General features: G+C 55.4%; 12 protein-coding genes. 2 read left to right on the top strand and 10 right to left on the bottom strand.

Annotated features, from left to right (window positions below):
- Positions 1 to 4: 4 nt before the first annotated feature.
- Both ACTU44_RS05165 and ACTU44_RS05160 read left to right on the top strand, forming a co-directional pair.
- Complete coding sequence (locus ACTU44_RS05165) at positions 5 to 910, top strand: OmpA family protein (protein ID WP_462096838.1); 906 nt, start codon at positions 5 to 7, stop codon at positions 908 to 910.
- 55 nt (positions 911 to 965) lie between these two features.
- The gene (locus tag ACTU44_RS05160) at positions 966 to 2,444 is read left to right on the top strand and encodes a pentapeptide repeat-containing protein (protein WP_462096837.1); all 1,479 of its coding nucleotides are present in this window, start codon (positions 966 to 968) and stop codon (positions 2,442 to 2,444) included.
- Here the strand turns inward: ACTU44_RS05160 and ACTU44_RS05155 are convergent.
- The 10 genes from ACTU44_RS05155 to ACTU44_RS05110 all read right to left on the bottom strand — a co-directional run bounded on the left by ACTU44_RS05155 (position 2,441) and on the right by ACTU44_RS05110 (position 14,756).
- Positions 2,441 to 2,956, bottom strand: a complete 516-nt coding sequence (locus tag ACTU44_RS05155; RefSeq protein ID WP_462096836.1) for a GNAT family N-acetyltransferase — start codon at positions 2,954 to 2,956, stop codon at positions 2,441 to 2,443. The two genes, ACTU44_RS05160 and ACTU44_RS05155, sit on opposite strands and share 4 nt — an antisense overlap.
- Positions 2,957 to 2,964: 8 nt before the next feature.
- Positions 2,965 to 4,926: a DNA mismatch repair endonuclease MutL gene (gene mutL, locus ACTU44_RS05150; RefSeq protein WP_462096835.1), complete on the bottom strand. Its 1,962-nt coding sequence runs from the start codon at positions 4,924 to 4,926 to the stop codon at positions 2,965 to 2,967.
- Positions 4,927 to 5,042: 116 nt separating this feature from the next.
- Positions 5,043 to 6,128 carry a hypothetical protein gene (locus ACTU44_RS05145; protein WP_462096834.1) on the bottom strand — a complete coding sequence of 362 codons (1,086 nt, stop codon included), beginning with the start codon at positions 6,126 to 6,128 and terminating at the stop codon, positions 5,043 to 5,045.
- 6 nt (positions 6,129 to 6,134) lie between these two features.
- On the bottom strand, positions 6,135 to 7,466 hold the full coding sequence (locus ACTU44_RS05140) for a M16 family metallopeptidase (protein WP_114097921.1): 1,332 nt from the start codon (positions 7,464 to 7,466) through the stop codon (positions 6,135 to 6,137).
- 1 nt (position 7,467) lies between these two features.
- The gene (locus tag ACTU44_RS05135; protein ID WP_114098049.1) at positions 7,468 to 8,892 is read right to left on the bottom strand and encodes a M16 family metallopeptidase; all 1,425 of its coding nucleotides are present in this window, start codon (positions 8,890 to 8,892) and stop codon (positions 7,468 to 7,470) included.
- A 138-nt stretch (positions 8,893 to 9,030) separates the two neighbouring features.
- Positions 9,031 to 9,612 carry a DUF3035 domain-containing protein gene (locus ACTU44_RS05130; protein ID WP_114097920.1) on the bottom strand — a complete coding sequence of 194 codons (582 nt, stop codon included), beginning with the start codon at positions 9,610 to 9,612 and terminating at the stop codon, positions 9,031 to 9,033.
- Between the two features lie 51 nt (positions 9,613 to 9,663).
- Positions 9,664 to 10,137 carry a signal peptidase II gene (lspA, locus tag ACTU44_RS05125; RefSeq protein ID WP_114097919.1) on the bottom strand — a complete coding sequence of 158 codons (474 nt, stop codon included), beginning with the start codon at positions 10,135 to 10,137 and terminating at the stop codon, positions 9,664 to 9,666.
- A 68-nt stretch (positions 10,138 to 10,205) separates the two neighbouring features.
- The gene (gene ileS, locus ACTU44_RS05120; protein ID WP_462096833.1) at positions 10,206 to 13,046 is read right to left on the bottom strand and encodes an isoleucine--tRNA ligase; all 2,841 of its coding nucleotides are present in this window, start codon (positions 13,044 to 13,046) and stop codon (positions 10,206 to 10,208) included.
- A 94-nt stretch (positions 13,047 to 13,140) separates the two neighbouring features.
- Entirely contained in the window at positions 13,141 to 14,097 is a 957-nt protein-coding gene (locus ACTU44_RS05115; protein WP_114097917.1) for a bifunctional riboflavin kinase/FAD synthetase, read from the bottom strand.
- A 230-nt stretch (positions 14,098 to 14,327) separates the two neighbouring features.
- Entirely contained in the window at positions 14,328 to 14,756 is a 429-nt protein-coding gene (locus tag ACTU44_RS05110) for a MaoC family dehydratase (RefSeq protein WP_336080146.1), read from the bottom strand.
- Positions 14,757 to 14,885: the final 129 nt, after the last annotated feature.

Below are 14,885 nucleotides of genomic sequence, written 5' to 3'. Positions count from 1 at the left end.
GGCAATGGCAAAGAAACCCGCAGCAGGCGCACCGGCATGGATGGCGACATTCGCCGATCTTATGTCATTGCTGCTTGTGCTGTTCGTACTGTTGCTGACCTTTGCCGAGATGGATGTTATTCGCTACAAGCAGATCGCAGGATCGGTAAAGGCTGCATTCGGCTTTTCCAAACAGGATCAGCTTGCCGGCGTGATCGAACTTGACGGATCGATCATGGGCAAGGCGCTTAAGGCCCCCACCCCGGACAGCCCGCGCGTTGTTTCCCAGATCCCGCAACCCGAAACGCCCAAAATCGAGATAGAGCAAACCGACACCAAGGAACAAAAGGCCGAAGCGCTTGAAGAAACGCTTGCCGGGGTTCTTAAAAATATGAGCCTTGATGATCAGGTCGGTCTGGAACGCATTGATGGCGAGGTCGTTATTCGCTTCCCGAACGAACTGGCCTTTCCATCGGGTTCTTCGGGCATGACCGAGGAATTCGCCGCCATCCTTAACCGTCTGGCACCCGTGATCAACCAGACCGAGGGCGAAGTCCTTGTCGCCGGGCATACCGATAACATCCCGGTTTCATCGTCATCACCCTATATTTCGAACTGGGACCTGTCAGCAGCCCGTGCGACATCGGTTCTGCATTTCCTGATTGACCAGAACGGTACTGATCCGCGACGCATGGTTATTCAGGGCTATGGCGACAGCCGCCCGATTGCCAATAACGACACGCCCGAAGGTCGTTCTGAAAACCGTCGTGTGGAAATCACGATCCAGATGGTTGAAACGAATGCCCCGGGCGGCACAACAAATGGCGGCAATGGCGTAAAAGGGGCTGACGAAAGCGGCGCGAACAGCCAGAATAGTGGGTCTGGCTCTGCATTGCCGCGCCGTTCATTCAGTATTCCGTCCGCACAGTAATATCTGAATGTTTGCCTGAAACGGGGCGCGTTGCGAATAAAGGAAGTCGCGCATTATGGCGATCAAGGACAACAAGAAAAAGACGATCCTGTATGCCGATTACAGTGAACGTAACATGCTTGCTGCCAAGGCCGCGATAGACCCGCTTGGCTTTGGGGAATTCCTTCATTGCGATGACCGCCAAAAGACTGTCGACCTTGTAGAGGAACGCCGTCCGGACCTGATTCTGGTCGGGCTGTATCTTGACGGAATGCGGGGTATATCAACCATCCGGGCCATTCGTGATACGGCAACCGATGATGATCCTTATGGGCGCACAGTACCCGTCCTTCTGGGCGCCCCCAAACTTGATCGGCGCGGAATGCGCGACGCGGTCGAAGCCGGGATCGAAGGTATTTTTCGTCAACCGGTTGATCCCCAGCGCCTGCGCAAGATCATCGAAACGGTGATGAAACTGCCTCGCCGTTTTGTGCTTAAGGACAATTATTTCGGCCCGGCACGCCCAGAAGACCTTGCCGAAATGGGCATGGCAGCCCCCGCAGCCGGTTCATCAGCAATATCGCAAGGCACGGATGTCCCTGACACCCCGGACGACGATACGCCTGAAAACCCCGGCCGTCGCAAACGCGACCGCATCAAGGCGGCGCTGGCAGAATTACCGCCCCGGACCAATCCGGGCAAGCCAGCAGCGGTTGAGCCAAGGGAAGCGCCAACGGCAAGGGCACATTCCGCCAAACCAGCCGGGTTGCCCGACGCCCCCAAATCCCCGATCACCGGCATTACTGGCAATCTTGATCTTGCCGATCTCAAGCCGCGCCTGAACGGGGCGGGTCAAAGTTTTGATGAAAGCGAACTTGTCGGCGGTAAACCAACCGCACGCGACAAGGATACCCATGCACGAAACATCAAGGCTGTGCAATCGGCCCGCGATGTGCTGGCACCTGCCACGCCCAAACCCGAAGAAACCACCGACGACGTCGCAGAAGAACCGCTGGACGCGGATCACGGTGACGATCCCGAAGAGCTGGTTGAAATTGACCTGCATGAAGCCCTGCGCAGTCACAAGCTTTGGGTCGATACGGGCGGCAAGGAAGGCGATGTCATGTCGATTGAACATGCCGATCTGCGTGAAGCCGAACTCGAAGGCATCGATCTTAGCCGTTGTGGCCTGCCCTTTGCCTGCTTCAAGCGTGCCAATTGCAAGGATGCGGTTTTCCGTCGCTGTAACCTGACGGCGGCCGACTTTGTACAAAGCAATCTCGACAATGCCAATCTGGCAGCAAGCCGCCTTTCCGGCGCAAAATTCAATGATGCGATGCTGCGCAATACGGTATTTCTGGGCTCCGACCTGTCGAATGCCAGTTTCCGGGGTCAGCAATTGCTAAATTGTGATCTGAGCGGCACCAACCTGGCCGGAACCGATTTCCGTGATGCCGATCTGACCGGGACACGCGGCCTGTTTGCCGAACAGATCCAACGCGCGCGCGTCAATGCCAATACCCGCCTGCCCCGTAACCTGAAACTGCGTGATTAATCAAGGTCACAAACCATATGCAGGCTCGGAAAGGTGAAATCCGGGGCAAAGGGTGCAGCGAAATCGCCAATCACCCGAAAACCTCGCGATTCATAAAACCGTCTGGCCGAAAGTGTGGAATAGCATTCAAAACGTGTGACATTCTCAGACGCCTTGGCATCGCGCACGCACCGATCAAACAGCATACTGGCGATACCCTTGCGGGCATATGCCGGATCGACCGCGAAATGCCGAACATGGGCCAGCCCCGATTGAACATCACCGTCCTTGCTGCCCGGTCGCACTGCCGTCCAGCCCCCGGCTCCAACGACGTCGCCGGTTTCGGTCTTGGCCAGATAATAGGTCCCGGACGCCAGAAGATCCGGGTTGGCCTTTGCCAGAAAGGTCATCCCGCGTTCAAGGACTTCCGGCGCATAGTCATCGACCAGAAGCGCCGAATAGGAGCGCGCAAACAAGGCGCTCACTGCGGGTGCATCATCGGGGGTGGCGATATGAAGCGTGATACCAGCCATCTGCTTCCCTACCTGCGCCCGAACATCTTTTCGATGTCATTTAGCTTCAGTTCGACATAGGTCGGCCGACCATGGTTGCACTGACCGGAATGCGGGGTGGCTTCCATCTGACGCAACAGGGCATTCATTTCATCGGCATTCAGCTTGCGGCCCGAACGCACCGACCCATGACAGGCCATGGTGGCGCAGACATACATCAGCCGGTCCTTAAGCGCCATGCCCTGACCAAGCTCGGCAATCTCGTCGGCCATATCGCGGATCAGGGCACCAACATCCACCTTGCCCAGCATGGCGGGAACTTCGCGCACAACAATCGCGCCGGGTCCAAACGGTTCGATGACAAGACCCAGCTCTTCGAATTCTTCGGCGCGATCTGCGATGCGATCGGCAGATGCCTCGTCCAGTTCGACGACCTCGGGCAACAATAATCCCTGACGCTTGACCCCGCTGGCGGCAAGATCGGCCTTCATGCGTTCATAGACGATGCGTTCATGTGCTGCATGCTGATCGACAATGACAAGACCGTCTCGGGTCTGGGCGATGATATAATTGGCGTGAACCTGTCCGCGTGCCGCCCCCAACGGATGATCAACAAACTTGCCTTCATCAGCGATATTATCAATCCGTGCCGACGGTGCCGCCGCATCATAGCCACCTGACAGGACCGCAGCCGCCGCAGCGGCAAAGCCGCCATCCCCGGATGGGCCAGATGTGCCTGAAGGCGTCCCGGCAAAGTCACGCCCGCGATCAAACAGACCGCCATAGCCCGACTGCGATCCCATCGGGGCCTGTGCGGCATAGTTGCGTTCAATTGCCGCGTGACCCGGGATACTTGGCTGATACTGGCCAATGTTAAAACCACTGCCGCCGCCACTGCGCGGGCCCCCACCATACGGAAGTGAGGGTCCCTCACCTTCTCGGCGAACAGCGCCGAGTGCCATATCGGCAACCGTGGTTGAGGCCCGGTGCCCGGCACCCGCCAATGCATGTTTCAGCGCCCCGACAATCAGCCCACGCACCAGCCCCGGATCGCGGAACCGCACCTCGGTCTTGCCGGGATGGACGTTGACATCGACATCGCGTGGCGACAGTTCAAAGAACAGGGCAAGCAACGGGTGACGATCACGTGCCAGGAAATCCTGATATGCGCCACGCACCGCACCTTGCAACAGCCGATCCTTGACCGGGCGGCCATTGACAAACATGAACTGCATCTGGGCATTGCCGCGATTGAGTGTCGGCACCCCGGCATAGCCGGTCAGGCGGATGCCTTCGCGTTCGGCTTCGATCTGAAGGGCGTTTTCCTGAAACTCGCGGCCCATCACCGCACCAAGACGTTTGAGGCGCGCATCAAACAGATCGCCTTCACAGGCCGGGTAATTCAGGATCGACTTGTTGCCATCCCCGGTCAGGGTAAAGCCGACATCGGGCCGCGCCATGGCAAGCCGGTCCATGATTTCGCGCGCATACATCTGTTCGGTGCGCGCGGTTTTAAGGAACTTCAACCGGGCCGGGGTGGCATAGAAAAGATCGCGGACTTCAACCCGGGTTCCGAACGGATGGGCGGCCGGTTCCGGTTCGCCCTTTGCCCCGCCTTCAATCGTCAATGACCATGCATTTTCCGCCCCGCGCACCCGGCTGGTCAGACGCATGCGCGACACCGACCCGATGGACGGCAATGCTTCGCCGCGAAAGCCCATGAAACCGATATTGAACAGATCGTCGTCAGGCAGCTTGGAGGTCGCATGTCGTTCCACCGCAAGCGACAGTTCCTCGGGTGTCATGCCCTTGCCGTCATCGGTGATCGACAAAAGCGTCCGCCCGCCATCGCGCAGATTGACGTCAACCCGTGTCGCCCCGGCATCCAGCGCGTTTTCAACCAGCTCCTTGAGCGCCGCAGCCGGGCGTTCGACCACCTCACCGGCGGCTATCTGGTTGATCAGGTTCTGGGGCAGGACGCGCAGGGTCATGAAGGCAATGCTCGCGATGTTCGGGTGGGTTGTCTTGGTTCGGATGAACCTATCAAAGCACAAAGCGCGGCGAAATGTCTTTCACCGCGCTTTGCCAATAAAACAAAAAATGCAGATCAAAGATGACGCAATGGTCCATCGCCAATCGTAGCAGATATACGATTTGAGAGCACTTTTCGGAACTCTTCTAAATTTTCTAAAGACCATCCAATGTGATTGAATTGTCGTGTATCGAAGTGAATTTTGCTGTCCTTCAATAGACCGGATTCACATGTGGAAATTACTTCCAACCCCAAACCACGAGCAAACCCAGCTTCGTAGTATACACCGCCTCGCATCCCCTCTTCAGGTCCATGAGTGAAATCTGCGACGACAAAGCGAGCTCGGCGTATTTCAGCAACGATTTCATCGTCAATCTTATTGTTATGTTGCTTTTTATCTATCCGAACTGGCTCATAACCCGCATCTATGATCCCCGGAGCAATAGCCCCCTCATAGACACGTTGCACTTCTTTGCTAAACCACATCGCTACAAATGCGTTCTTGGAAATTGTTTCTCTTCGGGAATCTTCTTCAATTTTGCGATAACCATCCAAAGTTATCTGACATTTTTCTCTACTCGTTTTCTTGATAAAGCCACTCGCTTCAAGTTGCTCTATCAAAAAACCAATTTCCAAATCATTCAACGACTCACTGACAGCAGCACAGGATTGCCCTACTTCAGAGAGACCATCCCCGAATATATTGTCCGAAGCCCCTGATATCGCGATATCTATGCTTGCTCCAATGTGGCTTTGTATTAAGGCAAAGTGGTTAAGGAGTCTCATTACTCGCTCGTGTACAGGTAGGGGCGGCGTAACTTGAACCAATTCCAGCACCTTGGCCGTAACATGAGGTGCTTCGGCCCCCATTCGGCGTTGATCAACCAACCATGTAGTTAAACGGGCTTTAACGCGATCATCTTGGCCTCTAAGATTTGTGTCGGCATGACGATCAATTTGGTAGCATCCACCTGCACGACTAGACTCAGCAAAGAAGCTAAAAGAATCACCTGATGGCCAAGTGCGTGCGGATGTACTCCAAATAGGACATTTAGATGCAGGCTTTCCCCTCCCAGTCTTGGATACAAATGAAAAACCTATCAAAGCACAAAGCGCGGCGAAATGTCTTTCACCGCGCTTTGTAATTTTTAATCCGGCCAAACAAGATCAGAAGGCCAGCTTGCCTTCCGGCTTGCCGACCACCGTGACCGTCACATTGGCCGGATCCATCAGTTCGGCAGCAACGCGATTGACGTCATCAAGGGTAACGGCATCCACAAGGCTGTTGCGGCGATCCAGGAAATCCATGCCAAGGTCTTCTTTCTGCATGCCGACCAGCATACCCGACAAATTGCCAAGACTGGTAAAGCGCAGCGGGAAGGCCCCGGTCAGATAGGATTTGGCGTTGTCGAGTTCTTCCTGCGACACACCCTTTTCCTTCATCTTGGTCCATTCGGCACTGATCAGAGACAGGCTTTGACCAATCGCGTCATTGCGCGTGGCAACCCCGCCCATCATCATTTGCGCATGATCCAGATCGGCAAGGTAGCTATAGACACCATAGGCCAGACCACGCTTTTCACGAACTTCCTCGGTCAGGCGCGATGAAAAACCGCCACCGCCAAGAATATAGTTCATGACATAGGCGGCATAGAAATCAGGATCCTTGCGCGCAATGCCTTTCTGGCCCCAGACCGCCTGACTTTGCGGGATATCCTGATCAATGACGTCAACAGCACCGAACTTCGGCGTCACATCGGCAATCTTCGGAAGATCGCTATGATCGGGCAGGCTGCCAAATGCCTCGTCAAGAAGGGGACCAAGTTCCTCCGCGGTGATATCACCGGCAACACCAATGATCAGATTGTCCTTGGCAAAGGCACGCCCGACAAAGGAACGGAAATCATTGGCATTCAGACCGGCAACCGTTTCAAAGGTTCCCGATACCGGACGGGCATAGGGATGATCGCCAAAGATCGATTTGAAAAAGGTCCGGCTGGCAATATCACCCGGATCATTTTCCGCCCGTTTAAGGCCCGCGATAATCTGGGACCGGATGCGTTCGACCGCCTCATCATCAAAGCGCGGCTCGGACAGAGCCAGACGCAGAAGATCAATCGCCGTATCGCGTTCTCGGGTCAATGTGGTCAGCGAACCGGCAAAATCATCGCGACCGGCATCAAAGGACAAGCTGATTGACCGGTTTTCCATTTCACCGCGGAAGGTCTGGCTATCCATGGCACCCGCACCTTCATCAATCAGACCCGATACCATATTGGCAAGACCAAGCTTGTTGATCGGATCGGTCGCAGCCCCTGCACCGGTAAAGGCGATATCCATGGTCATCAGCGGGTTCATGTGATCTTCGATCAGCCAGGCCCGAATGCCACCATCCGAAATCACTTCCTTGACCTCGACCGCCTGCGCGGCCGTGCTCATGCCAAATACGGCTATCGAGGCAAAGGCAATCCCGGCAACCTGTTTCATAAGCTGGTTCATATCAATGTACTCCCGCGCCGGAATCAATGGGCAGTGCCGGACCACGGCCTGTTACCGGACCGTCTTTTGGCGGCATCAGCCAGCCGGTCACAGATTTCTTGTCATTAAAGACGCGCTTGGCAGCTTCGTTGACCTGTTCAACCGTCACCGCCGAAACCCGATCCGGCCAGCTTTCGACCTGATCCACGGTCAATCCAACCGCAAGCGACTTGCCAAGTACACGCGCCCCTGCCGACAGGGAATCACGGGCGAAGACCGCACTATCCAGAAGCTTCTGCTTGGCACGTTCAAGTTCGTCCTCGGTCACGCCATTGGCGACGACATCGGCGATCTGGTCATCAATCGCCTTTTCAAGATCAGCCAGTTGCACATCGTCGCGCGGCACGCCATAGACACCGAAACTTGCCAGATCAACCGCGACCGGGTCATAGAATGTCCCGACACTGGTCGCGATGCCCTGATCGACCACAAGCGATTTAAAGAAGCGGCTGGTGGTGCCTGATCCGATAATCTCGCTCAGCACTTCAAGCGGGACGGCATCAGCTGCATTTTCACTGTGATAGGACGGGGCCAGATAATAGCGCGACATGGAGGCCTGCCCGACACGCGGGTCATGCATGGTGACCTTGCGCGGGGCATGCTGCACCGGTTCCTTGACCCGGTTGCGCGTCAGAACATCACCGCGCGGAATGACGCCGTAATATTTTTGTGCCATCGGCAGAAGTTCATCCATCGTAATGTCGCCAGCCACTACCAGAATGGCGTTATTGGGCGCGTACCATTTGCGATAGAAATCAAGCGCGTCTTCGGTCGAAAGTTGCTCCATTTCATGCATCCAGCCAATGATCGACCGGCCATAGGGATGGGCCATATAGAGGCTTGCGCGCATCTGTTCCCCCAGAAGCGCACCGGGATTGTTTTCAATCCTTGATCTGCGTTCTTCGATGATGACGTCGCGTTCGGGCAGAACCACATCGTCAGACAGCTGAAGATTGGTCATGCGGTCGGCTTCCATCTTCATCACCAGGTCAAGACGGTCGCGGGCGATATTCTGGAAATAGCCGGTATAGTCCCAGGTGGTGAAGGCATTGTCATTACCGCCATTGCGCGCAACGATCTTGGAAAAGTCACCCGGTGCAATATCCCTGGTCCCCTTGAACATCAGATGTTCAAGAAAATGGGCAATCCCGGAAACACCGACCGGTTCGTCAGCCGAACCGACCTTGTACCAGACCATCTGGGTAACAACCGGCGCACGGTGATTTTCCACCAGCACCACCTGCATCCCGTTATCAAGGGTTGCTGTCTGCGGGCTGAAAACCGCCGCAAAGGAAATGTTCGGGATCAATGCCACCATGACCATCGCCAGCAAACTGGCAACAGTGCGTTCACGCATCGAGATTACAGAAAGTCTTGGAATTCTCATTACGTCATCCCATTCCATATCAGGCGTTCATCCCGGATTTCTTAAGTAGCGAATATGACAGAACAAGGGCGCGAAATATCCGCGCCCTTGTCTTTCGTCATCACATTGTCGTGTATCGCATCAAAGCGTGCTGTCAGATCAGAAAATGTCTTCGAGCCAGCCTTTCTGTTTGCGTTCGATAACCGGGGTGTTGCCACCGCCCGAAACACTGTCGCCAAGGGCCTGCTGATCGCGAATACGCTTGGCCTCGGCCGTCGGATCAACGACGGAATTCGGATCCTGTTTTTCCTGCCAGAACAGCAGATCATCAACGATGCTTTCGCTTTCACTGATGAAGATCGATGTTTCACGATCCACCGTCGAACGGATTTCCGGATCGGCATATTGCGCACCGGATGCGGAAAGAAGGGCGACCTGCCCCTTGCTTGCCGTGCCGCTGGTGATGTCACGTTTGACCTTGGTCGGGTCATCGCCAACCAGAATGCGGCGCGCCTGATCGGTGGTCGAACCGGTCTGCGGACGCGGTGCACCCGGGTCGGGCACACGCATGGTGAAATCAGGCGGCAGGCTGAGCGGCGCACGCGAGACCACGGCAAACTCGTCCGGGGACTGCTTGTTCAAACCAAAGGTCTCACGGGTTGATTCACAACCGGAAACCCCAAGTGCAAGTCCGCCAAGCAGCGCAATTCTGAAAATACTGGTCGTAAGCTTCCGGGCCATTTGTGCCTCTTTACCACTCCGCAACCGGGATCATGTCACCCGGCCAAAAATTCATCTGGCAGATTTTTTACCGCCAAAAAGGGAATCGATCAACAGTAGCGCGGCACCAACCGTAATTGCACTGTCTGCAATATTGAATACCGGCCAGTGATAACCCGCGACATGAAGATCAATAAAGTCGGTCACAGCCCCGTGACGCAGGCGATCAACAAGGTTGCCAATTGCCCCCCCGACAATCAGCGCCAGCGCAAGACGCAACATGGAATCGCGCGTCCGCCACATCCAGACGCCAAAGCCGATGGTAATCGCAGCCGTCACCGCGATCATCACCCACGGTGCCTGCCCCTGAAACAGGCCAAAGGACACGCCGGGATTCCAGGCCAGAACAAAGTTCATGAACGGTGTGACTTCAATCACCCGAAACGGATTGGACAAGCCGTCAATCGCAAGGGCCTTGGTCCACTGGTCGACACCAAAAACGATTGCAATGACGATCAGACCGAACACAAAGGCGCGATGTTTCATCGATACTCTTTCTGACTTGCCGGTATCAGCCCTGCAAGATCGCAGGTCTGATACCGCAACCGCATGCCTTATTCGGCTGCGGCAATTCCCATTTCATCAACGGCATCTGCACAACGGTTGCAGACGGTTTTATGCGCGGCATGGCTGCCGACTTCCGGCAGGGTCTGCCAGCAACGTTCGCATTTTTCACCCTCTGCCAGTGCCGATACCACACCAACACCTGCAACATCATCAAGGGTATAGGCACCATCCGGCGCATCACCCGTGATCAGTTCGATGTCAGATGTAATGGCGATTTCGGCAAGATTAAGGCCATCAAGCGCTTCGACATATTCAGCCGTGGCATAAACCTTTGGTGCGGCATCAAGGCTTGCGCCAATGCGTTTTTCCGCACGTTCAAGTTCAAGCGCACCGGTTACAACGCGACGCAGCTTGCGGATTTTCGCCCATTTCGCTGCCAGTGCCTCGTCTTTCCAGCCGTCCGATACCGTGTTGAAGGTTTCGGTATGGACCGAACTTTCCGCACCATAGCGCGAACGCCATGCTTCATCGGCGGTAAAGCACAGAACCGGTGCTAGCCAGCGCACCAGACAATCAAACACCCGATCCATAACAGTGCGGGCCGCACGGCGGCGCAGGCTGCTTGGCGCGTCGCAATAAAGCGCGTCCTTGCGGATATCGAGATAGAAGGCCGACATGTCGAGCGCACAGAAGTTGTGCAATTCGATGAACATGGTGTGGAAGTCGAAATCAGCAGTCGTCTTGCGCACCATATCATCAAGGTGGCTCAGACGGTGCAGGACCCAGCGTTCCAGTTCCGGCAATTCGTTATCCGCAACCCTTTCGGCATCATCAAAACCATCAAGGTTGCCCAGCAGGAAGCGGAGCGTATTGCGCAGGCGACGATAGATGTCGGAATGACGTTCGATGATTTCATGGCTGATGCGCAGATCATCATGATAGTCGGAACTGACCACCCAAAGACGCAGGATATCGGCACCAAGCTTGTTGATGATGTCATTCGGCGCAATGACGTTGCCAAGTGACTTCGACATCTTGCGGCCTTCACCATCAAGCACAAAGCCATGGGTCAGGACGGCTTCGTATGGTGCACGTCCACGGGTGCCACAGGATTCCAGAAGCGAGCTGTGGAACCAGCCACGATGCTGGTCCGATCCTTCAAGATAAAGGTCGGCCGGCCATTTCAAATCCTGACGTTCTTCAAGCACGAAGGCATGGGTCGAACCGGAATCAAACCAGACGTCAAGAACATCGGTGACCTGTTCATAATTCGCCGCATCATATTTATCGCCAAGGAATTCCTGCGGATCACGAGTGAACCATGCATCGGCACCTTCGGCACAGAAGGCTTCGTAGACGCGATCAAGAACGCCCTGATCGCGAAGCGGCTGACGGGTGTTCTTGTCGATGAACACCGTGATCGGAACACCCCATGCGCGCTGACGCGAGACGCACCAGTCCGGACGGTTGGCGATCATGGAATGCAGACGGTTACGGCCTGCTTCGGGCACGAAGCGGGTTTCATCAATCGCCTTGAGCGCCTTTTCACGCAGGTCGTTATCCTGCATGGAAATGAACCACTGCGGGGTGGTGCGATAAATGATCGGCGCCTTGGAACGCCAGGAGCACGGATAGGAATGCTTGAGACGCCCGCGCGACAGCAATGCGCCAACTTCGATCAGCTTGGCGATAACCGCTTCGTTAGCATCGGCTTCCTTGCCGTTTTCATCATAGATGCGCTTGCCGGCAAACATCGGAACTGTCGGGTAATAGGCGCCGTCACCATCCACCATTTCCGGGATTTCAAGACCGTATTTCAGACCGGTCTGGTAATCGTCCGGGCCATGGGTCGGCGCGGTATGGACAAAACCGGTACCGGTATCGGTCGTGACATAGTCAGCCGCCAGAAGCGGCACATCAAAGTCATAGCCCTGACCACGGAACGGATGAGCCGAAAGCGTGCCTTCAAGCTCCGAACCCTTGAAGGTCGCGACAACCTTGTGACCAGTGATACGACCGTTCTTGCACAGGTCTTCAAGAAGATCGGTACAAACCGCCATCTTCTCGCCAACGGTGGCCCATGCTTCCTCGGCGGTTTCGGTAACCTCGATCACCGCATATTCGATTTCCGCGCCATAGGAAATTGCACGGTTGCCCGGAATGGTCCAAGGCGTCGTGGTCCAGATGACGATGGTTGCGTCTTTGAGCGCTTCGATGCTGGTCGCGGTGACCGGGAAACGCACATAAATGGTTTTGGACGTATGGTCGTGATATTCGACCTCGGCCTCGGCAAGGGCAGTTTTTTCAACCACTGACCACATGACCGGCTTCGAGCCCATATAGAGCGAACCGTTCATCAGGAATTTGCCAAGTTCACGGGCGATGGAGGCTTCTGCCTTGTAATCCATGGTGACATAGGGATTGTCCCAGTCACCCATCACGCCAAGACGTTTGAATTCCTCGCGCTGGACATCCAGCCATTTCTGGGCGAATTCGCGGCATTCCTTACGGAATTCGGCGATTGGCACATCGTCCTTGTTCTTGCCCTTGGCGCGATACTGTTCCTCGATCTTCCATTCAATCGGAAGGCCGTGGCAATCCCAACCCGGAACATAAACAGCGTTCTTGCCCAGCATTTGCTGGGAACGGGTGATGACGTCTTTCAGGATTTTGTTCAGCGCGTGACCAATATGCAGATGCCCGTTCGCATAGGGAGGGCCATCATGCAGGACGAACATTTCACGATCTGCCGAAATACCGCGAATTTTGCCATAGAGGTCCTCGTCCTTCCACTGCGCAAGCAGGGTCGGCTCCATCTTTGGCAAACCCGCCCGCATCGGGAAATCGGTCTGGGGCAGGATAACGGTTTTCTTGTATTCGACACTCATCGTGACGGTCCTGTCGTCTTGAACAAATTAAAAGGGCGAACCCCCGGTGAATTCCGCAAAAAGCGCGCGGATCATAGCGGGTTCGTCGACAAATTCAAATCTTGCCGAGAATCTCTTTGGCAGCAATCACATCCGCCGCGATCTGGGCCTTAAGGGCATCAAGCCCGTCGAACTTCTGTTCGCCCCGGATAAAGCCGTGCAAACGTACCCGGACGCGGCGATCATAGATGTCCTGGTCAAAGTCAAACAGATGCGCTTCAAGCCCGGCATCATCATCACCGCCAAAGCTTGGCCGCACGCCAATATTGGCGACTCCGGGCACCCAGCGTTCGACCGTTTGGCCATCCTTCTCGGAAATCAGGCCAAGCTCGACGGCATAAACACCGAATTTCGGACGCAGATGATCGCCCAGTGCAACATTGGCCGTCGGAAAGCCGATTGTGCGGCCGCGCGCATCGCCATGGGCGACAATCCCGGCAATTTCCCACGGGCGTCCCAAAAGATGGGTTGCATCTTGCGGGCGACCTTCGCGCAGAGCCTGGCGGATGGCGGTTGATGAATAGATCACGCCGTTATCGTGGGTGACGGCCTCGACCGCAGTAACGCCAAAACCGGACTTTTCGCCAATGGCACGCAGCAAATCAACATTGCCTGCACGGCCCTTGCCAAAACAGAAGTCCCAGCCAACCACGACATGTTTGACACCAAGCCCCGTGACCAGAACCCGTTCAATGAATTCTTCGGCCGTCATCGCCGCGAAGTCACGATTGAATTCGACCTCAAAGAACAGATCGATATCAATGCTTCCGGCAGCCGTTTCGCGATCCTCGGCCGAGGTCAGGCGAAATGGCGGATCATCGGCACGGAACAACATGCGCGGATGCGGCTCAAAGGTCAGGATCGCAAGCGGCACACCGAGATCGCGGGCAATCAGACGTGCCTGATCGAGAAGCGTCTGATGCCCCAGATGCAAACCGTCAAAATTGCCGATCGCCACAACAGCGCCGCGCGCCTCATCGGTCAGGTTTTCAAAAGATCGAAAAACGCGCATCCGCGCCGGTCTCTCTTTGCTGCTTAATCCATGTCAGCCGATCGCGTATCGGCAAATCCAGCAGGCAGCTATAAAGGGCCCGCCCCCGGAGCGTAAAGACTTTTCCGTCAAAAAAGCATGCCCGATCCTGCATGGCAGATCAGATCAGGACCCAAACCATGCCGATATGGTCCAGACTTTACCGGCACAAGCGGTGTCTGATCCCATGCAGGAATTTGGCAAACCGGGAGTCAGGCGCGACTTGGAACCATCACAACGGCCTCACCGGAAATCACGCAGCGATCGCCGACATAGCAATTGGTTTCAAGGATGGCGCGTTTCTTGGCGGGGATGATTTCACGCACAATGACCTTGGCGGTTACGGTGTCGCCAATACGTACCGGCGCCTTGAATTGCAGGTTCTGCGACAGATAAATCGTACCCGGTCCGGGCAGGCGGGTGCCAAGCACGGTTGAAATGAAACCGGCCGAAAGCATGCCATGGGCAATGCGCCCCTCAAACATCGTGGTTTTGGCATAGTCTTCGTTCAGATGGACCGGGTTGGTATCCCCGGAAAGCCCGGCAAACATCACGATATCGGTTTCAGTGACAGTTTTGCCATAGCTTGCAGACTGACCGACCTCAAGATCTTCGAGATACAGCCCCTCCAATCCGTTCATTTCTTTCATTTCCTGTGGTTCCCTTGCCTGTTCTGGGCCTGTTCTGGCCGAAACAACCGTCGCATTTTCGCGTTTATGGTTAATTTTGCATCGCAGCATTTGTAATTTTATTGCGCATTTTAAAATTTG

The sequence above is a fragment of the Thalassospira sp. SM2505 genome (assembly GCF_054901115.1).
The sequence above is the reverse complement of the archived record's forward strand: the minus strand, read 5'-3'. Positions and strand labels throughout refer to the sequence as shown.

Coding starts and splice junctions, on each gene's coding strand:
- ACTU44_RS05135 (WP_114098049.1), bottom strand. CDS start 8,892: ATGAGAATTCCAAGACTTTCTGTAATCTCGATGCGTGAACGCACTGTT.
- ACTU44_RS05165 (WP_462096838.1), top strand. CDS start 5: ATGGCAAAGAAACCCGCAGCAGGCGCACCGGCATGGATGGCGACATTC.
- ACTU44_RS05110 (WP_336080146.1), bottom strand. CDS start 14,756: ATGAACGGATTGGAGGGGCTGTATCTCGAAGATCTTGAGGTCGGTCAG.
- ACTU44_RS05115 (WP_114097917.1), bottom strand. CDS start 14,097: ATGCGCGTTTTTCGATCTTTTGAAAACCTGACCGATGAGGCGCGCGGC.
- ACTU44_RS05160 (WP_462096837.1), top strand. CDS start 966: ATGGCGATCAAGGACAACAAGAAAAAGACGATCCTGTATGCCGATTAC.
- ileS (WP_462096833.1), bottom strand. CDS start 13,046: ATGAGTGTCGAATACAAGAAAACCGTTATCCTGCCCCAGACCGATTTC.
- mutL (WP_462096835.1), bottom strand. CDS start 4,926: ATGACCCTGCGCGTCCTGCCCCAGAACCTGATCAACCAGATAGCCGCC.
- ACTU44_RS05130 (WP_114097920.1), bottom strand. CDS start 9,612: ATGGCCCGGAAGCTTACGACCAGTATTTTCAGAATTGCGCTGCTTGGC.
- ACTU44_RS05155 (WP_462096836.1), bottom strand. CDS start 2,956: ATGGCTGGTATCACGCTTCATATCGCCACCCCCGATGATGCACCCGCA.
- lspA (WP_114097919.1), bottom strand. CDS start 10,137: ATGAAACATCGCGCCTTTGTGTTCGGTCTGATCGTCATTGCAATCGTT.
- ACTU44_RS05140 (WP_114097921.1), bottom strand. CDS start 7,466: ATGAACCAGCTTATGAAACAGGTTGCCGGGATTGCCTTTGCCTCGATA.